Annotated in this window: 24 protein-coding genes; 12 read left to right on the top strand and 12 right to left on the bottom strand. The window is 69.7% G+C overall.

Annotated features, from left to right (window positions below; translation table 11 throughout):
• The first annotated feature begins 110 nt into the window (after positions 1 to 110).
• Positions 111 to 2,357, top strand: coding sequence for an NADP-dependent malic enzyme (locus ASF49_RS11160; protein WP_082511142.1), 2,247 nt, complete (start codon positions 111 to 113; stop codon positions 2,355 to 2,357).
• 348 nt (positions 2,358 to 2,705) lie between these two features.
• Here ASF49_RS11160 and ASF49_RS11155 read toward each other — a convergent pair whose 3' ends face one another.
• The gene (locus ASF49_RS11155; RefSeq protein ID WP_056472232.1) at positions 2,706 to 3,242 is read right to left on the bottom strand and encodes a L,D-transpeptidase family protein; all 537 of its coding nucleotides are present in this window, start codon (positions 3,240 to 3,242) and stop codon (positions 2,706 to 2,708) included.
• Between the two features lie 292 nt (positions 3,243 to 3,534).
• On the opposite strand from ASF49_RS11155, the gene ASF49_RS11150 reads away from it, so the two are divergent.
• The 5 genes from ASF49_RS11150 to ASF49_RS11130 all read left to right on the top strand — a co-directional run bounded on the left by ASF49_RS11150 (position 3,535) and on the right by ASF49_RS11130 (position 7,671).
• Positions 3,535 to 4,221, top strand: a complete 687-nt coding sequence (locus ASF49_RS11150) for a response regulator transcription factor (protein ID WP_056472226.1) — start codon at positions 3,535 to 3,537, stop codon at positions 4,219 to 4,221.
• A 255-nt stretch (positions 4,222 to 4,476) separates the two neighbouring features.
• Positions 4,477 to 4,935: a cyclic nucleotide-binding domain-containing protein gene (locus ASF49_RS11145; RefSeq protein WP_056472222.1), complete on the top strand. Its 459-nt coding sequence runs from the start codon at positions 4,477 to 4,479 to the stop codon at positions 4,933 to 4,935.
• 234 nt (positions 4,936 to 5,169) lie between these two features.
• Positions 5,170 to 5,598 (top strand): hypothetical protein, encoded by a 429-nt coding sequence (locus ASF49_RS11140; RefSeq protein WP_056472218.1) that lies wholly within the window; start codon positions 5,170 to 5,172, stop codon positions 5,596 to 5,598.
• Between the two features lie 107 nt (positions 5,599 to 5,705).
• Positions 5,706 to 6,560 (top strand): 2,3,4,5-tetrahydropyridine-2,6-dicarboxylate N-succinyltransferase, encoded by an 855-nt coding sequence (dapD, locus tag ASF49_RS11135; RefSeq protein ID WP_056472214.1) that lies wholly within the window; start codon positions 5,706 to 5,708, stop codon positions 6,558 to 6,560.
• Positions 6,561 to 6,795: 235 nt separating this feature from the next.
• Positions 6,796 to 7,671, top strand: coding sequence for an alpha/beta fold hydrolase (locus ASF49_RS11130; protein WP_082511140.1), 876 nt, complete (start codon positions 6,796 to 6,798; stop codon positions 7,669 to 7,671).
• 66 nt (positions 7,672 to 7,737) lie between these two features.
• Here the strand turns inward: ASF49_RS11130 and ASF49_RS11125 are convergent, their stop codons facing one another.
• The 6 genes from ASF49_RS11125 to ASF49_RS11100 all read right to left on the bottom strand — a co-directional run bounded on the left by ASF49_RS11125 (position 7,738) and on the right by ASF49_RS11100 (position 12,327).
• A complete protein-coding gene (locus ASF49_RS11125) occupies positions 7,738 to 8,592 on the bottom strand; it encodes a manganese catalase family protein (protein ID WP_056472211.1) in 855 nt (284 codons plus the stop codon).
• Positions 8,593 to 9,136: 544 nt separating this feature from the next.
• Entirely contained in the window at positions 9,137 to 9,796 is a 660-nt protein-coding gene (locus ASF49_RS11120) for an NrsF family protein (RefSeq protein WP_056472207.1), read from the bottom strand.
• Complete coding sequence (locus ASF49_RS11115) at positions 9,789 to 10,400, bottom strand: RNA polymerase sigma factor (protein WP_056472202.1); 612 nt, start codon at positions 10,398 to 10,400, stop codon at positions 9,789 to 9,791. Before ASF49_RS11115 ends, ASF49_RS11120 begins: the two co-directional genes overlap by 8 nt.
• Before the next feature lie 240 nt (positions 10,401 to 10,640).
• Positions 10,641 to 11,423 (bottom strand): creatininase family protein, encoded by a 783-nt coding sequence (locus ASF49_RS11110; RefSeq protein ID WP_056472199.1) that lies wholly within the window; start codon positions 11,421 to 11,423, stop codon positions 10,641 to 10,643.
• A gap of 158 nt (positions 11,424 to 11,581) precedes the next feature.
• Positions 11,582 to 11,965, bottom strand: coding sequence for a CsbD family protein (locus ASF49_RS11105; RefSeq protein WP_056472196.1), 384 nt, complete (start codon positions 11,963 to 11,965; stop codon positions 11,582 to 11,584).
• Between the two features lie 149 nt (positions 11,966 to 12,114).
• Complete coding sequence (locus tag ASF49_RS11100; RefSeq protein ID WP_056472194.1) at positions 12,115 to 12,327, bottom strand: CsbD family protein; 213 nt, start codon at positions 12,325 to 12,327, stop codon at positions 12,115 to 12,117.
• A 355-nt stretch (positions 12,328 to 12,682) separates the two neighbouring features.
• Between ASF49_RS11100 and oxlT the strand changes: the two genes are divergently transcribed.
• From oxlT to ASF49_RS11080, 4 genes are read left to right on the top strand one after another with little or no spacing between them, the layout of a single operon-like run.
• A complete protein-coding gene (gene oxlT / locus ASF49_RS11095; RefSeq protein ID WP_082511138.1) occupies positions 12,683 to 14,029 on the top strand; it encodes an oxalate/formate MFS antiporter in 1,347 nt (448 codons plus the stop codon).
• 4 nt (positions 14,030 to 14,033) lie between these two features.
• On the top strand, positions 14,034 to 14,798 hold the full coding sequence (locus ASF49_RS11090; protein ID WP_056472186.1) for a fumarylacetoacetate hydrolase family protein: 765 nt from the start codon (positions 14,034 to 14,036) through the stop codon (positions 14,796 to 14,798).
• Between the two features lie 54 nt (positions 14,799 to 14,852).
• A complete protein-coding gene (locus ASF49_RS11085; RefSeq protein WP_056472183.1) occupies positions 14,853 to 15,863 on the top strand; it encodes a ketopantoate reductase family protein in 1,011 nt (336 codons plus the stop codon).
• Positions 15,864 to 15,883: 20 nt separating this feature from the next.
• Positions 15,884 to 17,440: an acyl--CoA ligase gene (locus ASF49_RS11080; RefSeq protein WP_056472179.1), complete on the top strand. Its 1,557-nt coding sequence runs from the start codon at positions 15,884 to 15,886 to the stop codon at positions 17,438 to 17,440.
• 71 nt (positions 17,441 to 17,511) lie between these two features.
• On the opposite strand, the gene gshB is transcribed toward ASF49_RS11080, so the two are convergent.
• Positions 17,512 to 18,468, bottom strand: coding sequence for a glutathione synthase (gene gshB, locus ASF49_RS11075; protein WP_056472175.1), 957 nt, complete (start codon positions 18,466 to 18,468; stop codon positions 17,512 to 17,514).
• Between the two features lie 75 nt (positions 18,469 to 18,543).
• The gene (locus tag ASF49_RS11070; protein ID WP_056472173.1) at positions 18,544 to 18,837 is read right to left on the bottom strand and encodes a hypothetical protein; all 294 of its coding nucleotides are present in this window, start codon (positions 18,835 to 18,837) and stop codon (positions 18,544 to 18,546) included.
• Positions 18,838 to 19,358: 521 nt separating this feature from the next.
• Between ASF49_RS11070 and ASF49_RS11065 the strand changes: the two genes are divergently transcribed.
• Both ASF49_RS11065 and ASF49_RS11060 read left to right on the top strand, forming a co-directional pair.
• Positions 19,359 to 19,571 (top strand): hypothetical protein, encoded by a 213-nt coding sequence (locus ASF49_RS11065; RefSeq protein WP_056472170.1) that lies wholly within the window; start codon positions 19,359 to 19,361, stop codon positions 19,569 to 19,571.
• An 85-nt stretch (positions 19,572 to 19,656) separates the two neighbouring features.
• Positions 19,657 to 20,421 (top strand): hypothetical protein, encoded by a 765-nt coding sequence (locus tag ASF49_RS11060; RefSeq protein ID WP_156652958.1) that lies wholly within the window; start codon positions 19,657 to 19,659, stop codon positions 20,419 to 20,421.
• A 40-nt stretch (positions 20,422 to 20,461) separates the two neighbouring features.
• Here the strand turns inward: ASF49_RS11060 and ASF49_RS11055 are convergent, their stop codons facing one another.
• Genes ASF49_RS11055 through ASF49_RS11045 form a run of 3 tightly spaced genes read right to left on the bottom strand, consistent with a single transcriptional unit; the run spans position 20,462 to position 24,036 of the window.
• Entirely contained in the window at positions 20,462 to 21,058 is a 597-nt protein-coding gene (locus ASF49_RS11055; RefSeq protein ID WP_056472163.1) for a DUF1254 domain-containing protein, read from the bottom strand.
• Positions 21,055 to 21,777 (bottom strand): DUF1214 domain-containing protein, encoded by a 723-nt coding sequence (locus tag ASF49_RS11050; RefSeq protein WP_082511133.1) that lies wholly within the window; start codon positions 21,775 to 21,777, stop codon positions 21,055 to 21,057. The genes ASF49_RS11055 and ASF49_RS11050 overlap by 4 nt, the downstream gene beginning before the upstream one ends.
• 15 nt (positions 21,778 to 21,792) lie before the next feature.
• Positions 21,793 to 24,036, bottom strand: a complete 2,244-nt coding sequence (locus ASF49_RS11045; protein ID WP_056472159.1) for a transglycosylase domain-containing protein — start codon at positions 24,034 to 24,036, stop codon at positions 21,793 to 21,795.
• Between the last annotated feature and the right edge of the window lie 252 nt (positions 24,037 to 24,288).

The following is a 24,288-nucleotide window of genomic DNA, read 5'->3' as shown; positions in this document are numbered from 1 at the left end:
GCCGACGCGCAGGACGCCTCCCCCGTCTCCACCCTCCCCATCCGGATGCCACCGTCCCCGCCCTCGGCGGGGCGGACGGCGCCTGTCACCCGAAACCGAAGGATCGCACCATGAGCAAAGACACCGACCTGCGCACCGCGGGCGCCGCCGCGAATGCCGATGCCGGCACCGAGGCCGCCCTGACCCGGGCCGCCCTCGACTATCACCGCTTCCCGACGCCGGGGAAGATCACGGTCCAGCCGACCAAGGACATGAGCACCCAGCGCGACCTCGCGCTCGCCTATTCCCCGGGCGTCGCCGCCGCCTGCATGGCCATCCACCACGATCCGGAGGAAGCCTACAGCCTGACCTCGCGCGGCAACCTCGTGGCCGTCATCACCAACGGCACGGCCGTGCTCGGCCTCGGAAACATCGGCGCATTGGCCGGCAAGCCCGTGATGGAGGGCAAGGGCTGCCTGTTCAAGAAGTTCGCCGGCATCGACGTGTTCGACATCGAGGTCGACGAGACCGACCCGGAGAAGTTCATCGAGACCGTCGCCCGGCTGGAGCCGACCTTCGGCGGCATCAACCTCGAGGACATCAAGGCCCCCGAGTGCTTCGTGATCGAGACGAAGCTGCGCGAGCGCATGAAGATCCCGGTCTTCCACGACGACCAGCACGGCACCGCCATCGTCGCCGCGGCCGCCCTGATCAACGCGCTCCAGGTGGTGGGCAAGCCGATCGAATCCGCCACCCTGGTCTGCTCGGGCGCGGGGGCGGCCGCCATCGCCTGCCTCAACATCCTGGTGGGCCTCGGCCTGAAGCGCGAGAACATCCTGGTCTGCGATTCCCGCGGCGTGGTCTCCACCGACCGGATGGCCTCCCTCGACGAGCAGAAGCGGGCCTATGCCCGGGACACCGCGGCGCGCACCCTCGGGGACGCCGTCAAGGGCGCCGACATCTTCCTCGGCGTCTCCCAGGGCGGCGTGCTCAAGCCCGAGATGGTCGCCGGCATGGCCGACAAGCCGATCATCCTGGCGCTCGCCAACCCCGACCCGGAGATCCTGCCGGCGCTGGCCAAGCAGGTCCGGCCGGACTGCCTCATCGCCACCGGCCGCTCGGACTACCCGAACCAGGTCAACAACGTCCTGTGCTTCCCCTTCATCTTCCGGGGCGCCCTCGACGTCGGCGCCACCGAGATCAACGAGGCGATGAAGCTCGCCGCCGTGCGCGCCATCGCCGACCTCGTCCATGCCGAGCAATCCGACGTGGTGGCCGCCGCCTACGGCGCCCACGACCTGCGCTTCGGCCCCGACTACCTGATCCCGCGCCCCTTCGACCCGCGCCTGATCACCACCGTCGCCCCGGCGGTGGCCCAGGCCGCCATCGACAGCGGCGTCGCCGCCCGGCCGTTCAAGGACATCGAATCCTACCGCCGCTCCCTGGAGCGCCTCGTCTACACCTCCGGCACGGTGATGCAGCCCGTCTTCGCCGCCGCCTCGGAGGCCGGCGCCAAGCGGATCGCCTATGCCGAGGGCGAGGAGGACCGCGTGCTGCGCGCCGCCCAGGTGGTGGTCGACGAGCGCCTCGCCACGCCGGTCCTGGTCGGCCGCGCCGAGGCCATCGCGAGCCGGATCGCCAGCCTCGGCCTGCGCCTGCGCATCGGCACGGACGTCCACGTCGCCGAGACCGGGCCGGAGACCGGCGCCACGGTGCGGGCCGCCCGGCTCCTCGCCGCCGGCGAGGTCGACGGCATGCTCTGCGGCACCACCGGCACCTACCCGGCCCACCTCGCCGAGGTGACCGGGGCGATCGGCCTGAAGCCCGGCGTCCCGGGCCTCGCCGCCATGGGCCTGCTGCAGCTGCCCCGGCACACGCTGTTCATCTGCGATCCCTACATCCACCGCGACCCGAGTGCCGCGGAGATCGCCGGGATGACGGTGCTGGCCGCCGAGGAGATGCGCCGCTTCGGCCAGACGCCCCGCGTCGCCCTGGTCTCGTCGGCGAATTTCGGCAGCGTCGACGATCCGGTGTCGCGCAAGATGCAGGAGGCCCTGCGCCTCATCCGCGCCCAGGCGCCGGATCTCGCGATCGACGGCGAGATGTCGGCCGACACGGCGCTGAGCCCGACGATCCTCGGCCGCCTGCGGCCGGACTCGGCCCTCACCGCCGAGGCCAACCTCCTGGTCATGCCGAACCTGGAGGCGGCCAACATCACCTTCAACGCCCTGAAGGTGGTGGCCGGCCAGAGCGTCTCCGTCGGCCCGATCCTGCTCGGCGCGGCCAGGCCCGTGCACATCCTCACCCCCACCGCCACCGTGCGCGGCATCGTCAACATGACGGCCCTGACGGCGGCCTCGGCCGAGGCGTCGGCCTGAGGGAAGGAGGGGAGGGACCTTCGCCTCTCCCCCTCGCGCCGGTCGCGTGTGCGGGCGCTCCATCCCGTCGGGTGGGGCGCTCGCCGATCGCGCCGCATCGTCGTTCCGGGGCGCCGCGGCAGGCTCCGATCCTGCGCCCCTCGCATGTCCGGATCCTGGGCTCCGCTGCGCGGCCCCGGGACGACGCGGTGCCGCGCGAGATTTCCTCGGATGCGGGCGCCGCACAGAGCCAATATTGCGAAGCCGGCTATTCCAAGTACTGAGCCGGCAACTCGATATAGGTCCGCCGCCGGATGGTCGAGCGGAGCACGCTCCGCCGCCCTGCGCGCCCGGGCGGCCCGAGGCGCTTCAGCCGATCCGCATCCGGGTGCCCGGGCCGACCCGGCGCAGCAGGCGCACGAGGTCGGCCCGGCGCAGGGCGACGCAGCCCTCCGTCGGCAGGAAGCCGCCCCGCGCCACGTGCAGGAAGATCGCCGAGCCGCGGCCGGGCCGGATCGGCCCGCGATTGTAGTCGAGGTCGACCACGAGGTCGTAGAGCCCGTCCTCCCGCCACATCCGCTCGTGCCCGACCCCCGGGGCGGGCAGGCGGATCGGCCGGTTGTAGCGCCGGTCCCGGGCGTCGTCGCACCAGCCGTCGCCGGGGGCGCTCGCCCGCAAGGGGAGGGGGCTCGCCGGCCGGCTCGCGAAATGGTCCGGCCGGTAGACCCCGCCGCGCAGGCGGAACGTGCCGCGCGGCGAGGCGCCGTCCCCCTCGCGCTTGTCCTGTGTGATCCCGCCCCGCCCGAGGGCGCAGGGGAGGACGGCCGTGCCGGCGAGGAGCTGGCCGCGGGTCCGGTCGGTCACGAGCGCGCGCACGCGCAGGCGGGGAAGGATGGTCCGCTTCATGAGGGCGCTTATCGCCCGGCCGCGCAAAGCTGCCAATCCGCTGGTCGACCTGAAACTTTTCGCAGGTCCCGGCCGTTTCGCGGGGGTTAGGCTGCGCACAACCGTATTGTGCGCGGCCGGAATTCTTGGTTTAATGTGCGCGATGCGATTTACATACGGCAAGATAGTGGCCCCGTGTCATCATGGTGCCGTCGAAAGTCGCCGCAACCGTTGATCCTGTTCGCCACCGCCCGCCGATGGTCCTCAGGGACCAGCGGCACGTCCTGCAAACTGCCTGAAAGTCCTTCGGTCGATGCCGAATACCCATCGCCTGCTGATCTGCGACGACGACGCCTCGCTGCGCGAGACGCTGATGGAGCAGCTCGATCTGTACGATGAATTCACCGTCCTGACGGCCCTCGACGGGCAGAGCGCGATCACGCGCGTCACCGAGGACCGGATCGACCTCGCGGTGATGGATGTCGGCCTGCCCGACATGGACGGGCGCGAGGCCGTGCGCGCCATGCGCCGCAGCGGCTATCGCGGACCGGTCATCATGCTGACGGCGCAGGATTCCGAGGACGACACGGTCGAGGGCCTGGAGGCCGGCGCCAACGACTACGTCACCAAGCCGTTCAAGTTCGCCGTCCTGCTGGCGCGCATCCGCGCCCACCTGCGCAGCCACGAGGCCAGCGAGGACGCCGTGTTCCAGATCGGCCCCTACACCTTCCGCCCCGGCGCCAAGCTGCTGGTGGGCGAGCGCGGCTCGAAGCTGAAGCTCACCGAGAAGGAGACCGCGATCCTGCGCTTCCTCTACCGGGCGGGCCGCGAGGTGGTCGGCCGCGACACCCTGCTCGCCGAGGTCTGGGGCTACAACGCGCAGGTCACCACCCACACCCTCGAGACCCACATCTACCGCCTGCGCCAGAAGATCGAGCCGAACCCAGCCCTGGCCGCGATCCTCGTCACCGAGGGCGGCGGCTACAAGCTGCTGCCCTAGGGCCGTGCCCGACCGGGTCTCGCGACCCGCGTCGTGACGCGCCCTCTTTCGGCAATCCGATCCGTCGACCGCGCTATTCGCGCGACGTCCGCGGCATCGGATCGTCGTCGACGGCCTCCGTCGCGTGCCGGATCAAGCGCGCAGGGGCGCGCCGCGGGGCGAACGCTCGGTTCCCGGCATCGGAAACCCCGCCGTTTCACGCGCCCGGCGCTTCGGCTAAGCTGGTCCGGCAGCGCGGCACTGGAAGGGCGGCAGGTGGGGCTCGACGACGACATCGCGATTCTGAGCGCCGCCCCGCTGTTCGGCTTCATGGGCCGGGACGCCCTGCGCCTGCTCTCCTTCGCCGCGGAGCGCCGCAGCCTGGCCGCGGGCGAGCGCCTGTTCGCGCAGGGGGAGCGCGGAGACGGCGGCTACGTGGTGATGTCGGGCAGCCTCACGCTGACCCCGCGGGGCGGACGCGCGGCCCCCGTCACCGTCGGCCGGTCGGGCCTGATCGGGCGCCTCGCCCTGTTCCAGCGCGGCGAGCGCCCCTGCGACGCCGACGCGGCGAGCCCCGCCGAGGTGGTCCGCATCACCCCGACCCTGATGCGCCGGGTGCTGGAGGAGTTTCCCGACGCCGCCCAGGCGATCCACGGCGAGCTCAGCGCCGACCTCGCCACCTTCGCGGGCGACCTCGCCGGGTTGAGCGACCGGTTCGACCGGATCGCGCCCTGAGGAGCAGGGACGGGCCTGCCGGACGCGTTCGGCCGGGAGATCCGAGCCCGCGGGCTTTCGAAAGCCCGGCGCCGTTCCCGATCTCCCGAACGCGACGAACCTCCCGATTTCCGAAACCATTTGTCATGATTTTCGGTGCAAGCTCGGCCCTGCGCGTCGTCCGGCGTGCGGGCGAAGCCATGTCCCGCGCCCTCCGGGCGGCGCCGGCCTGGCCCGCGGAGGTGTGTGACTGCGATGGCGCAAGCCGCTGAGGAGAAACCGAAGGGATGGGCCGCCCAGGCGGCGGTCATCACCTTCTTCGCGACGGCGGTCGCCGGCGGGGGCTACCTGCTCTACGAGCAGTCGACCCGGCTGCTGATCTGCTACGAGACCAACGCGACCCTGCCCGACGAGGCCTATGTCGACATCATGATCCGCGACATCGTCAAGAACGGCGATCACGGCGGGCGGGCCTATGCCAACCGGCTCGACTATCTCGGGGACAAGACCGAGTGCTGCACCATCGAGCGGGTGCCCAGCGCCATCACCGAGGGGCGGCCCGCCAAGCGCGAGGTCTCCGTCTCGGCCAAGTACTTCAACACCACCATGAAGGACTACTTCTTCATCGAGCGCCGCTACGACGCCTGCGGCCATGCCAGCTCCAAGCCCATGACCGCGGGGTGAGCCCGGCCGCCCGGCGCCGTCCCGACGCGCGCCGCCGCGAAGGTGACAGGCCGGACGGGCTTTTGTAAGCACGGGGCCCGTCCCGATCCGTTGCCGGAACCTGCCCCATGTCGCACCACGCGTCCCCCGCCGACCTCGCCGCCACCATCGAGACCGCCTGGGAGGAGCGCGCCGGCATCGACACCGGCACCAAGGGCGCCGTGCGCGAGGCCGTCGAGGAGGCCCTGACCCTGCTCGATTCCGGCAAGGCCCGGGTCGCCGAGAAGGTCGGCGACGACTGGCAGGTCAACCAGTGGCTCAAGAAGGCGGTGCTGCTCTCCTTCCGCCTCAACGACATGGAGATCATCCATGGCGGCCCCGACGGCGCCACCTGGTGGGACAAGGTGCCCTCGAAGTTCGAGGGCTGGAAGAAGAAGCATTTTCGCGAGGCCGGCTTCCGGGCGGTGCCCGGCTGCGTGGTGCGCCGCGGCTCCTACATCGCCCCCGGCGCGGTGCTGATGCCGAGCTTCATCAACCTCGGCGCCCATGTGGGCGAGGGCACCATGGTCGACACCTGGGTCACCATCGGCTCCTGCGCCCAGGTGGGGAAGAACTGCCACATCTCCGGCGGCGCCGGCATCGCGGGCGTGCTCGAGCCGCTCCAGGCCAACCCGGTCATCATCGAGGACAACTGCTTCATCGGCGCCCGCGCCGAGGTGGCCGAGGGCGTGATCGTCGGCGAGGGCAGCGTGCTCTCCATGGGCGTCTATATCGGCGCCTCCACCAAGATCATCGACCGGACCACCGGCGAGGTGATGTACGGCCGGGTGCCGCCCTACTCGGTGGTGGTCTCCGGCACCACGCCGGGCAAGGACCTGCCCGACGGCAGCCCCGGCCCGGGCCTCTACTGCGCGGTAATCGTCAAGCGCGTCGACGCCGGCACCCGCTCCAAGACCGCCATCAACGAGCTCCTCCGCACCTGATCCCGGGGCATCGCCGGATCGATCGACCCGGCTCCGGGCGAAGCCGCTTCCCGAGGCGTCGCCGGATCGCGTCACGAGTTTCCGAGCGAAGCCTCTTTCGGGGCGTCGCCGGATCGCGTCACGAGTTTCCGAGCGAAGCCCCTTTCGGGGCGTCGCTCGGTCGCGTGCCGGTGCGGCCGGCCATGCCCCATCTGGTGCCGGTGGAATCGTCCCGGAAGCGAGGAAGAGGCGTACGATGATCGACCCGGCCCATTCCGCCCGGAGCTTCGCGCTGAAATTCGCCGGGCGCCGCGTCCCGACCCCCTACGACGTCGTGGGCAGCGGCCCCGACGCTCTGCTGCTGCCGGCCCTGTCCTCGATCTCGGCCCGGGTCGAGATGCGGCCCCTGGCCAAGGATCTCGGCCACGCCTATCGCTGCCTCGTGCCGGACTGGCCGGGCTTCGGCGACCATGTCCGCGCCCGGGTGCCGATGAACCCGGAGACGATGCACGCCTTCCTCGACGCCCTGCTGGCGGAGGCCCCCGGGCCCTACGCCCTCGGCGTCGCGGCCGGCCACGCGGCCGGCTACCTCGTGGCCGCCGCCCGGCGCCACCCCCGGGCCTTCGCGCGCCTCGTCCTCGTCGCCCCGACCTGGCGCGGGCCCCTGCCCACCGCCCTCGGGCCGGAGCGCAAGGGCCTGTTCGCCGGCCTGCGCCGGGCCGTCGAGCTGCCGCTCCTGGGCGACGCCCTCTACCGCATCAACATCAGCCGCCCGGTCATCGGCCGGATGATGCGCGCCCACGTCTATGCCGACCCCGACCACGTCACCCCGGGCGTCATCGCCGACAAGCACGCCATCACCCGCCAGAACGGCGGCCGCTTCGGCACCGCCGCCTTCGTCACCGGCGGCCTCGACCCCTTCGCCAGCCGCCGGGACTTCCTCGACCTGTTCGACGCTCCCGGCCTGCCGCCGGTCCTGGTCCTGCGGCCGGAGCGGGCGCCGCGCCGCTCCGGCGCCGAGATGGACGCGCTGATCGCCACCGGCCGGGTCGCCCGGGCCTCGGTGCCGGGCGCGCTCAGCCCGCACGAGGAGTATCCGGGCGAGGTCGCGGCCGCGATCCGCGCCGCCTGAGCGGCGCGGGGCGAAAACCCCGCGACCTCGACACGACCCCGCCGGTATACCGGCGCGTCCGGAGCCTCACATCTGCTGGGTCTGCGCACCGCTGTCGGGCCGCGCCGGACCGAGATCGGGCACCTCGCCCATCGGCTCGTTCTGGACCACCGTGAACGTGCCCTTGCCGTCGAGGGACGGCCCGCTGGTCCAGCGCCCGGCCGGCGGCGGGGCGCCGTCGCGGGTGGTGGCGAAGAAGTTGTAATTGAACTTCTCGTGTTCCTTGCTCTGCGGGAAGCTGTTCGGGATCGGCAGGTTGCCTTCGTCGCCGCCGAGCTCCTCGATCACCGCGAGCCATTGCTGCTGGTGCATGGTGTCCCGCGCGATGAGAAAGTGCAGCATGTCCTTCATGCCGGCATCATGGGCGGCGTTGAACAGGCGAACCGCCAGGACACGGCCCGTCGTCTCGGCGGCGACGTTGCAATACATGTCCGCCGCGAGATTTCCACTGGCGTAGACATGGCTCATGTCGAAGGGCACGCCGTCGCAATTGGCCGGGTAGGCCGCCAGGCCGGTGGAGAGCACGTGCCGGTGCAGCATGCCCTCGATGGCGTGGCGCGGGTTCGCCCCGCCCATCACGGCTCCGACGACGCCATCGGCCGCCCCCTCCTCCTGCAGCGCCGTCGGCGCGGTCTCGAGATTCAGCGCCACCGCGGTGGCCAGCATCTCGATATGGCCGATCTCCTCCGTCGCGGTGTTGAGCAGCATGTCGCGGTACTTGGTCGTCGGTCCGCGCGCCCCCCAGCCCTGGAAGAAGTACTGCATGCAGACGCGGATCTCGCCCTCGATACCGCCGATGGCCTGCTGCAGCATCCGCGCGAAGATCGGGTCCGGACTGTCGACCTTCACGGGGTATTGGAGGCGCTTATCATAGTACAACATGCGGAGATCTCGCCATTCTCGAACAAGAAGAGCCCATTCGTCACGCTGGCGGCGGTGCGATGGGCGTGTACACGGAGACATCGGCCTCCGGATAACCCGAGAACCGACGGGCGCACGTCGTGTTCAGTTTTTGACGGAATGCATTTTATTTCGACAAAGGGAGCCTCTAGCCTCAGGCTCCGGGCATCATTTCACAGAACTCCGCTCCGCAATCGCGGTTGATCCAGACCGGCCCGTCCAGGGCCGGCGGTGGACAAGAGGGGAGGGGATCGTGAGCGAGTGGCGTGCGCGCCCCGGCGCGCCTCGGCGCGCACCAGCTTCACCGCTTCATCCTGGCCCAGCATCCGGGCGAAGGCCGCGGCACCCGAGGCGGCTAGCACCGGCACCGACCTCGATGCCCGCCCGCGGACGCGCGGCATCGACACCCTGGCGATGCCCGGACGAGGCGCACGACGCCCTGCCGACGACGTGTCATCGCCGCGACGGCCAGCAGGTCCACCCCGTGACCACCGAGGAGGTTCTCCTCGCCTGGACGTGACGCGGCTCAGCCCCGTCCGAGCAGGCGTCCGCCGGCGAGGCTGTTGCCCGCGATCACGAGGCCGACCACGAGCGCATGGAGGGCGAGGTCCGTCGCGGTGGCGTCGTGCGGGTGAAACGGCACGAGGAGTGCCGCCGCCGCCGCCGCCGCCGAGAGTCCTGCCAGGGCCGCCGTGAGGTTGGGACGCAGGGGGCAGGCCCGCCGCAGCATCCAGACGAGGACCAGCGACAGCGGGATCGAGACGGTGAGCAGGAAGGCGACGCATCCGCCGGTCTGGTGCATGTCGGCCGAATCGGCCCCGGGCACCACCCAGTCGCGCAGGCAGCCGGCACCGCTGGCGCCGATCCAGAGGGCGACCGGCGCCAGGGGCAGCAACGCCCAGGCGGAGGAGCGTCCCGGCACGCTGGTCTGGAACGCCGCGACGACCGCCGCGACGGCGGTCAGCACCGCGCCGAGGGCGGCGTAGCGCAGGTCGGCCACCGCCATGCGGGCGCGAAGAGCCTCGAGATCGGCGAACGGCATTAGCGCGAGGCCCAGCCCGAGAGCGGCCGCGCACCAGGCGAGCGCCCGCAACGACGGCGCAGGCAGGCGCCGGACCGGCCGCAGACCGCCGGCGAGGGTGTCCACGAGGCGGTCCTGCGCGGGCGTGCGGGGCGCATCAGGCATCGTGGTGTCCTCGCTCGTCCGTCCGGGGGCCACCGGCCGCGTCCTGATCGGTGGATCCCGGCCCGAGCGTCCGGCGCAGGGCCTTGAGCGCCCGGTGCAGGTTCACCTTCAGGGCGCCCTTGCTGCGTCCCGTCAACGCGGCCGTCTCGTCCAGGCTGCGCTCCTGCAGGGCGAGATGCTCCACCGCCTGGCGCTGTCCTTCGGGCAGGGCGGCGACCGCCCGGGCGAGGCTGCGCTGGCGGTCGCGCGCCTCCAGTCCGTGCTCCGGAGCGGGGCCGCGATCGACCTCCGCCTCGTAGGCGATGGGATCATGGACCTCCCGCGGGCGTCGGCCGGCCCGGCGCATCCGGTCGATGGCCCGCCGCTGGGTGATGGCGCGCAGCCAGGGCAGGAAAGGCCGGGCCGGGTCGTAGGTCGCCCGCGCCCGATGGATCGTCAGCAGCACGTCCTGAACGACGTCGTCCACCGCCTCCGGCCGGACGCCCTGTGCCCGCGCCATCCCGGCGATCACCGGCAGGCAGTCGCGCAACAGGCAGCGATAGGCCTCCGCGTCACCTGCCTGGGCGGCCGCCATGCCGGCCGCGAGAGCTTGGTCCGGGGTCATGCGCTCCAGCAGTCCACCACGCACCGCCGGGTGTCGGGGGCTTCGGGGCCAGCCGAAGGCATCGCGGGCACGCGGGGCGGGCAGGACGTGTCCGGCCGGGACGGCACAGGCCATCGGGTGTGCTCCATGATCCGGGGGGTCGGGCCTCCCGCATCACGCTTGTTCGCGCCGGCATCTCCGAAGGTTACGGAGCGCATGGGACCGACCCTCGCCCTGTCCGATGTCTCACGTGTCCATGTCTCACTCGGCAAGACGGAAGCGATCGACGTCGCGCAGGAGTTCGAGGAAGGCTTTTGCGCCATGGTCGAGGGCAAGGGTCCCCGCCTCCGCCGTACCGAGCCGGGCATCGCCGATGGCACCGGCCGGGTTGAGGTCTTCCGCCCGCCAGGCGAAGGCGGCGGGGCGACCGGCGCGCAGGTGCGTGAAGGTCCGCGTCATCGCCAGCGTGCGCGGTGTGAAATCCGTGATCTCCTGACGCCGCACCAGGTCCGGCCGCAGGGCCAGCATCAGGGCGGTCTCGATGCCGCCGCCATGGATGCCGTGAAGAATCTCCAATTCGGGAAACAGTTGATCCGGGTAGCCGAACCGACTCCAGGCGGTGGTCACCGCCACCATCGCGTGGCGCCCGCGCAAGTCCCCGGCCAACAGGTCGATCAGGCCGCTGTTGCCGCCATGCGAGGTGACGATGACGAGCTTGGAGCAGCCGGCCCGGCGGACGGCATCGCCGATCCCGGCCCAAGCCTGCAGGGCCGTCGCCGTGGTCAGCGACAGGGTGCCGGGAAAGCTCTCGTGCTCGTCGGATTTGCCGATCACCTGGATAGGCAGGAGCAGCACGTCGAGATCGTCGGCCGGCAGCGCCATCAGGCGCGCGAGATAGCCCTCGGCGATGATTGCGTCGGTGGCCAAGGGCAGGTGAGGGCCGTGCTGCTCGATGGCGGCGACGGGCAGCACGGCAATGGCGCAACCCATGTCACGATCCCGAATCTCGTCCGTCGTCAACTCGGCCCAGTGGCGTATCGGCATCCCCGCTCTCCTCGGGCGGAGCGATTGAATCGCCGCGCGTCGCCCTGCGTGCCACGGAAACCATCCCTCATCCAAGGGGCGCGATGCCGAACCGTTCGACACGAAGAAGGCCGGGACGCATGGGCGCCCCGGCCTTCGTCAGGTGGTGAATCGACGGCTCAGCGGGTGCGGCGCAGGAGCCATCCGGCGCTGAAGGCGGCAGCGGCCACGAGAAGAAGCGTGGTGGCCTTGTTCTCGTCGGCCCGGCGGGCAACGGCCCGCCCACGACGTATCGCCTCGTCCTGGTAGATCCGGCCGCGCTCCTGCAGGTCGCCGGCGATCGCTCGGCCCCGGTGACGCGCCTCGTCGACGAGGTGGGCTCCATCGCGCTGCAACTCGTCGGCGGTATCCCGGGCTCGGCCATAGGCGTACTGGACGGCGCCGGCAGCCTGATCGTAGGCGCCTTCGGCCTGCGGACGAACCCGCCCGGTCACGGCGCCGAGTGCGGAGCGCCCGCGGCCCCGAATGTTGCGAATTCCGCCCTCGATCTGATCGCGGTTCATGCTGAATCCTCTTCGTCTCGGCCTCTGCCGGAACGCCGAAGCTCTCGTGAGTGGTCGTTCCGGCCGGGCCTCTGTCCATGGCGCGGCAGAGTCAGCCGCGCCGCTCGATCCCCCATCCGTCAGCGGCTGAGGGCAGGGAGACGGATCGCTCAGATCTTCTTGACAGCGTCGGCAGCGCTCTGTGCCGCGCCCTTGATGCCGTCCTTGGCCTCACCGACGGTCTTCTGAGCTTCGCCCTTCAGTTCCTGGGCCTTGCCCTCGGCCTGAAGCTTCTCGTTGCCGGTCGCCGAACCGATGCCTTGCTTGATGTTGCCGACGGCCTCGTTGGCGAGACCCTTGATCTTGTCCGTCGTGCTGCTCATCAAACGCTCCATGAAGCTTGTGTCGGGTTGAACGCCGGGCCGCAGGCCGCAACCCGGCGTCGTCTGGCAAGCGTAACGGTGTGCACTGCCGTTGGTTCCATTCCCGACAGTTTCGCGACGGCCGGGAGACGGCCGGCGGCATGTCGCACCACTGCACCGCAGACGTCGCCTTCGCAGCGCAGCGGGAAATCCAGCTTCGACGCGCATCAGCGTAGCATCTCAAATTTTTTACGGGCTTAACCCAAAAATTTTGCAGAAGAAGTGCAGGTTTGGTCGAGGTGCAGATCCTTGAATTCAAAATAATTACCGATAAAACCAAAACTCGCAAACAAGAGTTGATCCGAGGAAGACGCCCATGACCGCGCGCACTGCTGCGCCCGCTACGCGCGGGGCACCATCGATCGCGCCTGCGGATGCCCACGCCGCCAGGGTCGATGCTCCCGTGAAGGTGGATACGCCGCCTCTCGGCCGCTGGGGACAGCTTGTCCTCGGCGTGCTGTGCATGTCGATGATCGCCAATCTACAATACGGCTGGACGTTGTTCGTCGATCCGATCCAGCAGAAATTCGGCTGGGAGCGCACCGCCATCCAATGGGCCTTCACCATCTTCGTCGTGATGGAGACTTGGCTGGTGCCGATCGAGGGGTGGTTCGTCGACAAGTACGGCCCGCGCCTCGTCACCATCTTCGGGGGCGCCCTCTGCGCCCTCGGATGGGTGATGAACTCCTACGCGGATTCCCTGGGCATGCTGTACGCGGCTGCCGCCATCAGCGGCGTCGGAGCGGGTGCGGTCTACGGCACCTGCGTCGGCAACGCCCTGAAGTGGTTTCCCGACCGTCGCGGCTTCGCGGCCGGCCTCACCGCTGCCGGTTTCGGCGCGGGCTCGGCTCTGACCGTGATCCCGATCGCCAACATGATCCGCGATTCCGGCTACCAGCACACCTTCTTCGTGTTCGGCCTCGGCCAAGGTCTGATCGTCATGCTGGCGGCCCTGCTCCTCGTCTCGCCGAGCGCCGCCTTCAAGGACCGGATGCTCGCCGGCCGCACGGCAATCGTGAACACCGTCACCCGGCGCCAGTACTCCACCGCCGAGATGGTCCGGACGCCGGTCTTCTGGCTGCTCTACCTCATGTTCGTGATGATGGCCGCCGGCGGCCTGATGGCCGCGGCCTCCCTCGCGCCCATCGCCAAAGACTTCAAGGTCGCGGGGGTCGAAGTCTCGCTCATCGGCATCACCCTGCCGGCCCTGACCTTCGCGCTCACCATCGACCGGGTGCTCAACGGTGTGACCCGACCGTTTTTCGGCTGGGTCTCGGACAAGATCGGCCGTGAGAACACCATGGTGATCGCCTTCATGATCGAGGGCGCCGGTATCCTGGCGCTCGGCATGTTCGCACACATCCCGATGGCCTTCGTGCTGCTCACCGGTCTCGTGTTCTTCGCCTGGGGCGAGATCTACTCGCTGTTTCCCGCCACCTGCAGCGACACCTACGGCGACAAGAACGCGGCGGCCAATGCCGGCCTCCTCTACACCGCCAAGGGCACCGCCGCCCTGCTGCTGCCGATCCTCCTGATGATCCAGGCCAAGACCGGCAGCTGGCAGAACGTGTTCTACGCCGCCTCCGGCATGGCCTTCCTGGCCGGGTTCCTCGCGCTCTTCGTCCTGAAGCCGATGCGCGCCCGGTTCATCGCGCGGAGCTGACCCGATGGCTCATTGGCTTCGCTATCTCCACGACGGCGCGAGCGGTTTCGGCCGTCTCGACGGCGAGACCATCGCGGTCCACGAGGGCGACCTCTTCGTCGACCCGGTGCCCACCGGGGCGACCCTGCCGTTGTCCGAGGTCATCCTCGACCTGCCGTGCCGGCCCTCGAAGTACATCGCCCTGTGGAACAACTTCCACGCCTCGGCCAAGAAGCAGGGCCTGACCCGGCCCGAGATGCCGCTCTATTTCGTGAAGCCGGCGAGCTGCTACCTCGCCAGCGGGCAGACCGTCACGGCGCCGGAGGGCGCCGGCCGGCTCCTGTTCGAAGGCGAACTCGGGATCGTGATCGGCCGGCGCGGCCGCGACCTGACCCCCGAGACGGCGGGCGCGCACATCTTCGGCTACACCTGCGTGAACGACGTCACCGCGCTGGAGGCCTTGAAGGCCGATCCGAGTTTCGTGCACTGGACGCGCTCCAAGGGATACGACGGGTTCGGCCCCTTCGGCCCGGTGATCGCCACCGATATCGATCCGGAGGCTCTCGAGGTCGCGGTGCGGGTCAACGGGCGCGAGCGCCAGCGCTATCCCCTCGCCGACATGATGCGCCGGCCCGCCGAACTCGTGGCGGAACTCTCCCGGAGCATGACCCTGGAGCCCGGCGACCTCATCGCCTGCGGCACCTCGGTCGGCGCCGGGCCGATCCCCAAGGGTGCTACGGTCGAGGTCGAGATCGACGGCATCGGCGTGTTGTCGAACGGGTTTTCGTGAGACACCCGAATCGCACGAAGCGGACGTGATCAGGACAGGTTTAGGGACACCCACATGAGCATCGCGATCGTCGGCGCCGGCGCCATCGGAGGATTTCTCGGCGTGCGCCTCGCCCATGCGGGCGAAGACGTCACCTTCATCGCGCGCGGCGCCAACCTCGACGCCATCCAGCGGAACGGCATGCGGCTGATCGAGGAAGACGGCTCCGAGATCCACGTCACGAACCTCAAGGCCACCAAATCCATGGCCGAGGCGGGCCAGCACGACATCGTGCTTCTCACCGTCAAGGCGCATCAGGTCGGGCCGATCGCGGCCGACCTCCACCACCTCATCGGACCCGACACGATGGTGGTGACGATGCAGAACGGCATTCCGTGGTGGTACTTCTCGCAAGGGCACGGCGGAGACCTGACGGGAACGCACCTGGAGACCGCCGATCCGGGCGGTCTCATCGCCAAGCACCTCGATCCCAAGCACGTGATCGGCTCGGTGGTGTACCCGGCCGCCGTACTCACCGAGCCCGGCGTGGTGCAGGTGGTCGAGGGCCACCGCTTCGGCCTCGGCGAACTCGACGGCTCCATGTCCGCGCGCGTGCAGTCCCTGGCCCAGACCTTGATCAAGGCGGGCTTCCGTGCGCCGGTGACCAGCGACATCCGGGCGGAGATCTGGCTCAAGCTCTGGGGCAATCTCAGCTTCAATCCCATCTCGGCCCTGGCCCACGCCACCCTGGTGGACATCTGCCAGTTCCCCGAGACCCGGGCGCTCGCCGCCGACATGATGCGCGAGGCCGAGACCATCGCCAACCGCCTCGGCGTCACCTTCAAGCTCGGCATCGAGCGCCGCATCGCGGGGGCCGAGAAGGTCGGCGCGCACAAGACCTCGATGCTGCAGGACGTGGAGGCCGGCCGGCCCATCGAGCTCGAGGCCCTGGTCGGCTCGATCATCGAACTCGGGCGCCTCACCGACACCCCGACACCGCATATCGACACCGTCTACGCCCTGATGCGCCTCCTCGCCCAGAGCCTGGAGCGGGCGCAGGGGCGCCTCTCCATCACACCGGCCTGAACCCCAGCCATTCGAGGACGATGACCATGGCCGAGACCGCCGCACCGACGACCGCCGCCACCACCCTCCACGCCCTGATCCGGGCCGGAGCCGAGGAGGCCACCGCCCTGTCGAGCCCCGGTGGCGTGCCGCTGACCTTCGGACAGCTCCGTGCGCTCACCGACCGGACGATCGCGGCCCTGAACGGGCAGGGCATCGGGCGGAACGACCGGGTCGGCATCGTCCTCGACAACGGACCCGAAATGGCGGCCGCCTTCATCGCCATCGGAGCGGGCACGACGGCCGCTCCCCTCAACCCGAGCTACAAGGCGGACGAGTTCACGTTCTATCTCTCCGACCTCAATGCCCGCCTGCTCGTGGTCGCGGAAGGCTCCGAGAGCCCGGCCGTGGCAGTCGCCGAGCGCCTCGGTGTCCCCGTGGTCCGCCTGACTCCGACTCCGGCGGAAGGGGCGGGCAGCTTCACCCTGTCCTTCGAGGGCTCCGCCGCAGCCCCGGCCGCCCAGGGCGGCCCGGCCCAACCCGACGACATCGGCCTCGTGCTGCACACCTCGGGCACCACTTCGCGCCCGAAGATCGTGCCGCTGAAGCAGTCGAACGTCTGCGCCTCCGCCCGCAACATCCGCACCACCGTGGCCTTCACGGCCGAGGATCGCGGCCTCAACATCATGCCGCTGTTCCACATCCACGGGCTGATCGCCGGCATCCTGGCTCCGCTCTCGGCCGGCGGCCAGGTCTGCTGCACCCCGGGCTTCAACGCCCTGAAGTTCTTCGGCTGGATGAGCGAGGTTCGCCCGACCTGGTACACGGCGGTGCCGACGATGCATCAGGCGATCCTCGGCCGCGCCTCGCGCAACCGGGAGATCATTGCGGCCAACCCGCTGCGCTTCATCCGCTCGTCCTCCTCCTCCATGCCGCCGCAGGTCATGAAGGAGATCGAGGAGGTCTTCGGTGCCCCCCTGATCGAGGCCTACGGCATGACGGAGGCGTCCCACCAGATGGCCTCGAACCCGCTGCCGCCGCGCCCGCACTACGCCGGTTCGGTCGGTCTCGCGGCCGGCCCCGAGATCGCGATCGTGGACGAGGACGGCGAGCCCCTGCCGGCCGGCGAGACCGGCGAGATCGTCATCCGCGGCGACAACGTGATGTCGGGCTACGAGAACAACGACAAGGCCAATGCCGAGGCCTTCACCAAGCAGGGCTGGTTCCGTACCGGCGACCAGGGATCGCTGTCACCCGAGGGCTACCTGACCATCACGGGGCGTCTCAAGGAGATCATCAACCGGGGCGGCGAGAAGATCTCGCCCCGCGAGGTCGACGAAATTCTGATGGACCATCCCGCGGTATCGCAATGCGTCACCTTCGCAATGCCGCACGACAAGCTCGGCGAAGATGTCTGCGCCGCGATCGTCCTGCGCGAGGGGCATCACCTCGTCGAGAAGGAACTGCGCGGCTTCGCCTCGGAGCGGCTGGCCGCCTTCAAGGTGCCGGCCAAGATCATGATCCTGGACGAGATCCCGAAGGGCGCCACCGGAAAGCTCCAACGGATCGGCCTCGCCCAGAAGCTCGGGCTGGTCTGACGCGGGAACGATCGCGGCGAGCTCTGGGGGGGGCGGGACCTGCTGCCCGAAGTCTCGGAGGATCGCGCCGATCAGGCCGACAGGACCCTGCCGACGCGGCCCTCGATCGCATCCCATACGGAGACCGCCAGGTCCGGGCCGCCGAGGCGTTTGATCGCCCGGATGCCGGTCGGCGAGGTCACGTTGATCTCCGTCAGGTTGCCGTCGATGACGTCGATACCGACGAGGATCAGGCCCCGGCGCTTCAGCTCCGGGCCGATGGTGGCGCAGATCGTGCGCTCGCGTTCGGTAAGATCCGATGCCGCGGCGGCCCCGCCCCGCACCATGTTCGAGCGGATGTCGTTGAGCGCAGGCACCCGGTTGATGGCGCCCATCGGCTCGCCGTCTACGAGGATGATGCGCTTGTCGCCTTCGGTGATGCGCGGCAGGAAGCGCTGCACCACCCATTGTTCGCGGAAGGTCACCGAGAACAGGTCGAACATCGAGCCGAAATTCGCGTCCTCCGGCAGGACCCGAAAGACTGCTGCCCCGCCATGCCCGTGCAGGGGCTTCATCACGATGGCGCCGTGCTCGGCACGGAATGCCTCGATCTCCGCCTTGTCGCGCGTGATCAGGGTCGGCGGCATCAATTCGGGGAAGTCGAGGACGAACAGCTTCTCCGGCGCGTTGCGAACCTCGACAGGGTTGTTCACCACCAGGGTTCGCGGATGGATCCGCTCCAGCATATGGGTCGCGGTGATGTAGGCCATGTCGAAGGGCGGGTCCTGGCGCATCAGGACCACGTCGACGCTCGACAGGTCGATGCGCTCGATCGGCCCGAGGCTGGCGTGCGCGCCCTCCACGTCTCGGACCGTGAGGGCCTCGACGCGCGCTGTCACGGCCTTACCCTGCATCGACAGTCGATCCGGCGTGTAGTGCAACAGGCGATGCCCGCGTGCCTGGGCCTCGAGCAGGAGCGCGAAGGTGGTGTCCCCGGCAATCCGGATCGCCTGGATCGGGTCCATCTGCACCGCGACGGTCAGGGTCATGCTGTCAAACCTCTGTCTTGAGACGGGCATTGTCGATGCCCGTCTCGACCGTGACGCGGTGTGCCGTGTGGCACCTTACTTCTGTGATTTTCCACCGGTGCGGCGGTCATAGTCGCCGATGGCGGCCTTGCACTCCGGTGAGAGGCGGGCGCGATTGCGGTCCATGCAGCGCTCCGCATCCTGGCTGTTGGGATCGACGCCGGCACAGAGGCGGAAATAGTCGTTGGCGCATCCCAGCTGAAGGCCCTGGTCCTCGCGCTGGGCCTGAGCCGGGCTGACCGCCACCATCAGGAGAGCGAATGGCGCGATCCTCAGGGCCTTGCTGAGCCCTTTGGCCGAGCTCAAGAGTCGGGAGATAACCACGCGCATCCGGCGGTGTCCTTCAATCGGAAGTGAGGTGTGCAAAAAGTAGAATGCCTAGGATGGAAGAGTGCGTTCGCGAAAAGGCTGGTCGTTCGATGGGAAGCGACACGGCATATCGGGCGCGACCGGCCCTTAGCAAGCGCTCCGGCCGCCGCGTGTTCCATGGTCGCGGTGCTGGATCCGGCAGCCGTATCAAGATCGCGCCAGCGTCCATCCCGCAAAAAAGCCCCGCTCGCCGGGCGAGCGGGGCCGAGTACAAGGGAGGAAATGCCCGCCATGGGCAGCCCACTGCGAAGCAAGTCGCGGGCCATGCCATGAGTCGCCGACCGTGGCAGGGAAGCCACGCACGCTGCATCCGCCATCGCGTGTTGAGGGAAGACGGGACCGGCCGCAGCATCGCAAGATTCCGTTAACCACCCCATGCTGATCTCTGCGGGCAACACCCCGACACCGGAACGGCCCGGAAGCGGCGGTGGCAGGCCGATAACGGCTCGCCTCAGAGATCGAATGGAATCGGAAATCAGCCGATGAACAGCCACAGGTTGCCCGATGCCGGCGGCATCGATCGCCGTCCCGAGCGTCCGACGGCCACGGTCGTCACGTTCCCGGCCACGGCACGCCGCTTCCGGCGGGCCGACGCGGATACGCCGCGGGGCGCGATCCTGCTCTTCACCGGGATCCGCTACGAGCGCATGCCCGAGCCCGAAGCGCCTGCGCAGCGCTTGCGCCGCCGCTCCTGAAGCCACGACCAGAGCGCGGTCCCGCATGGTGCCCTTCCCCCGGACCGGACGCCGGCACGCCGCGTGGCTGCGCCCGGTAGGCCTGATGCCGCTCGCGACCCTGGCACTCCTCGCCGGCTGCGCGCAGGAGGGCGATTTCGGACGGCCTAAGGCCGGCGCCTGGAACAGCCTGATCGAGACCACGGGAACCCTCGCCGCGCGGGAGCGCGAGGAGCCGGTTTCCACCTTCCCCTTCACGGACGAGGAACGCACCCTGCGCGACCGCGCCTGGCGCTTCCTGATGCCGGCGGCTGGCCATGATGCCTTCACGGACGTCCTCGCCAATCTCACGCGTACCCGCGTGCTGCCCGCCTCCTGGCGGATCGACGATCCGGCGGCCTATCACGACACCTTGATGGCAGAGCGCTTTCGGTCGCCGGTCTCCCGCTACCGGCGCCTGTCGGAGGATATCGCGACTGACGCCCGGCTCATCCCGCAATTCGCCGCCCTGGCTCTGCGGGTGAAGGAGGGCGATGCCCTGCGCCTGCGCAGCTTGCCCTTCGCCAAGAGTCTGGACGACCGCGACGTCCGCCAGGCCGCCATGCGGGTGGCCGAGAACCGCTGCCTCATCGCCTGGGTCCGCTTCGAGACCGGCCGCCGCTCTCATCGCTACCGCTACGCTCTCGAGCATCTGCTGATCGAGGCGCCGGGACCCGAGGCCGTGTCGGTGGAACGGACGCTGGCCGCCCTCGATGGGCGGCGTCCCATGCTCGATCCGCTGGTGCCTCCGGAGGCCGAGGCGCGGTGTGGGCTCCTGCCCGAGGCGGAGATCGCGGTCGCCGCGGCGAGGCCGATCGTCGTCAAGGATTGAGGGCGGCCTCCGGCCGCGAGGTCGACGACGAGTGGCGGCGTCAGCCGCCGGTCCTGTCATCACTGGGGCTGTCGACGGTGCAAGAGACCGCCTGCACCGCTGCATCGGCCGCTGCGCGCTGGCTCGGCAGGGCCGCGATCACACGCACGACCACGAATCCGCGGACCTCACCGGCGACGATGCGGACGTCGTGGCTGACCTCGTCCTCGTCGGCATTGGCGAGCGCCTCGTCATATTGTGCCCGTGTGAGCACCACGAGGTCTAGGGCGCCGCGGACTGCCGCTTGATCGGTCACCGCGTAGAAGGCGCCGCGCGGCCCGTGCACCGCGAGCGACAGCATCAGTGTGCCGGTGCGCGCCGAGACGCGCATGGGTCCCTCGCCGAGATTGTAGGCGCAGAGCCCGACCGCCACCGCAGGATCGGGAATCGGAAGCCAAGCCTCGATCGGCGGAGCGGTGTCGCCGGTGGCCACCGTGTTGACTGCCAAGGGGTGGTCGAGGCTCTCTCCGGAGCGCGCCCGCGACAAGGCGTCGGACTGCGCCAGACCCGGGATGAGCAGCACCGTGGCCACGTGCACCAGGCCAGCCAGCACCAGCCCCGACAGGGTGGCGACGAGAAAGCGTCCCCGCGGCGTCATGGGGTGCATCCGGTACGGGTGATGGCCGGCACCGAGGTGCGGTCGAGGTTTCCCGCGCTGGCCGCCACGGGCGTGTCGTAGAGGCGCAGGGCCAGGCGCACGGCCCCCTTGGCGCGCGGCATCGGCAGCCAATTGCCTGCCTGCACCTCGGGCGACAGGGTGATCACGAACTGCCCGTCGGTCTCGCGCAGGATCTCGGTGGCGGTGAAGCCCTCACGCATCGGCGCGGCCTCCGAATCGCGCGGGCCGCGCCCGGCCACCGTCACGGTCCAGGCGCGGGCCGGCGGTGTCACCCCCGCCACCCGGTAGGTGCAGGTGGCGTCGAGCCCGCGGCCGGACTCGTCCTGCTCCGCTGTGAGAAGCATGCCCTCGCCGACCGCGAGAGGGATTTCGCCCCGCCGGGCATTGACCGCCCGGCTGTAGGGGTCGGCGCCCACCGAGCCGACTTTCGGCCACGCTGTCCAAGCCCCGACCCTGACGCCGCCGAAGGGATAGCCGCCGCGCGTAGCATAATCGGCGGTGACAAGGCCGATCCCCGCGCCGAGGGCGAGGGCATAGAGCACCAGGGACAGGATCGAGGCCCGGTGCACTCCCTGCCGCAGCACGTGCATCGTGCGCTCGCCTGCCTTGGCATCGCCCCCCGGGCTCGTGGTTGCAGAGGAGGGCGTTCGGGTCTGGTCCGGGCGCAACCGCGCGACGACCGTCTCGGCCAATGTCATGCGCATGATCGCCGCTTACGGTGTGCCCATGCGGCCGCCGACGGCGCGGACCCCCTCGGCCACCGCGCCGGGCGCGTGCATCGGCTCGAGGGCCGAGGTCTTCTCGGGCGCCTTGGCGGAGGTTTTCTCCACTTGGCGGAACAGCCCGTTCATGCTGCCGATGACCTCGAAGGAGCGCCGGGAGAGCTTGCCGGCCGCACTCGCCGCCGCGTTGACCGGCGCCGCGCTCTGGCTCGACTGTGCCACCGCGCGCCCCGGATCCTTCAGACCGGGCATCGGCTTCAGCTCGATGCCCTGATGAGCGACTTCCATCACGTCGTGCCAGGTCATGGCGGGGAGCGAGCCGCCGGTCATCTTGTTGGTGGATGTGTGGTCGTCGTTGCCGAACCAGACGGCACCGACGTAATTGCCCGTGTAGCCGACGAACCAGGCGTCGCGATAGGCGTTCGTGGTGCCGGACTTGCCGGCGACCTTGATGCCCTCCAGCGCCGCGCGCTTGCCCGTACCCTCCTCCACCACCTTGGTCAGCATGTAATTCATGTCGGCGACCACCTGGGTGGAGAGGACCTGCTGCACCTGCTCGTCGGCGTGGCGGTAGATCAGATCGCCGGACGAGTTGCGCACCTCCATGGCCGCGTAGGGCTTGGCTCTGCGCCCGCCATTGGCGAACACGGCGTAGCCAGCGGCCTGATCAATCACGTTCACCTCCGCCGAACCGATGGGCAGGGAGACGGAGTCGGTCAACTGCGTGGTGATGCCCATGGCGTGGGCGGTCTCGATGATCTTCTTGCGTCCAGCGGCCGCCGCCCGCGCTTCGTGGGAGATGCCCATCGCTTTGCCCAAGGCGATCGAGACCTGGATCGGAATGGTGTTGATGGATTTCGCCACCGCGACCGTGAGCGTCGTAGCGCCCGAGAACGAGCGTCCGTAGTTCTGCGGGCACCAGTTGCCGATGCAGACGGGCCGGTCGACGACGCGGGTATCCGGGCGGTAGAGGCCTGCGGCTAGACCGGCGGCGTAGACGTAGGGCTTGAAGGACGAGCCGGGCTGGCGGAGCGCATCGGTGGCGCGGTTGAACTGGCTCTCGCCGTAATCGGCGCCGCCGACCATCGCTCGCAGGGCGCCGTCGGGATCGAGGATCACCATGGCGGCCTCGTCGACCTCGTACTGGTCGCCGAAGCGGCGCAGGGTGTTCTGCACCGCCTCGTCTGCCCGACGCTGAATGGTCAGGTCGAGGGGCGTCTTCACGGTGAGGACGCGGTCGTTGCGGAAGCGGCCGGCATCGGCCATCTGCTTGATCTCGCCGAACGCCCAATCGAGGTAGTAGTCAGCCGTGATGTCGCGCGTCCGGGTCACCGGCGTCGCCGGATTGCGCAGGGCGGTCTGGATCTGACCTTCCGTGAGGAAGCCGGCCTCGACCATGTTGTGCAGCACGTCGGCCGCGCGGGCGCGCGCCGCCGGCAGGTTCACGTGGGGCGCGTACTTCGTCGGCGCCTTGAACAGGCCGGCGAGCATCGCCGCCTCGGCCAGGGTGATGTCCTTGAGCGGCTTGCCGAAATAATAGTCCGCCGCCGCCACGGCGCCGAAGGTGCCGCCGCCCATGTAGGCCCGGTCGAGGTAGAGCTTCAGGATCTCGTTCTTGGAGAGGTGGCTCTCCAGCCAGAGCGCCAGGAAGGCCTCGTTGACCTTGCGCTCGAGGGAGCGCTCGTTGGTGAGGAACAGGTTCTTGGCGAGCTGCTGCGTGATCGACGAGCCGCCCTGGGTGTTGCCGCCGCCGCGCGAATTCGACACCAGGGCGCGGGCGGTGCCGATGGGATCGATGCCCCAGTGCTCGTAGAAGCGCCGGTCTTCCGTCGAGACCAGGGCCTTGATCATGATGTCGGGGAAGTCGTCGAGCTTCAGCGAGTCGTCGTGCTTGATGCCCCGCCGTCCGACCTCCGTGCCGTAGCGGTCGAGGAAGGTCACGGCGAGGTCCTGGGCCTTCAGCCAGTTGTCGCTGGTGAGGTTGAAGGCGGGCTGCGCCAGAGCCAGCATCAGCACGGCGCCGCCGGTACCGAGAGTCACCCCCTCGCTGGTCAGGTCGAGGGCGAACCGCTTCCAGCCCCGAACCGCGAAGACGTTCATGCGCTCCTGGAAGCGCTCGTAGGTCTCGCCGGCCGAGCGGCTGCCATCGTACAGGCTGGCGTTCACCCAGGCATCGAAGGCAAGGGCGGCGCGCTTGATCCGTGTCGTGAGGGACTTCGCTTTGGGCAGGCGCACCTGAGTTCCAGTCCTTCCGCACCCTGATCCGGCACGACGCCGATCCGCGCGATCCTACCAACACCTGCGACCCGCCGCGAGGCTTCGTTGACGGGAACGCTCGACAAGGGCAAGCGTCCCGCCGCCGCAGGCCATAACCTGTTCTTAGCCTTGATGCCGGAATGGGGCGGGCCAGTGGCGTGGGAAGTCCGACCCCGCGCGTGGCGTCATGCCCTGCGCCGGCAACGCTTGCTCCGGGCTCCGCGTTGCGGC

Source organism: Methylobacterium sp. Leaf104 (assembly GCF_001422885.1).
Lineage (GTDB): Bacteria > Pseudomonadota > Alphaproteobacteria > Rhizobiales > Beijerinckiaceae > Methylobacterium.
Note: the sequence above shows the minus strand (reverse complement) of the source record. Positions and strands in the feature narration are given on the sequence as shown.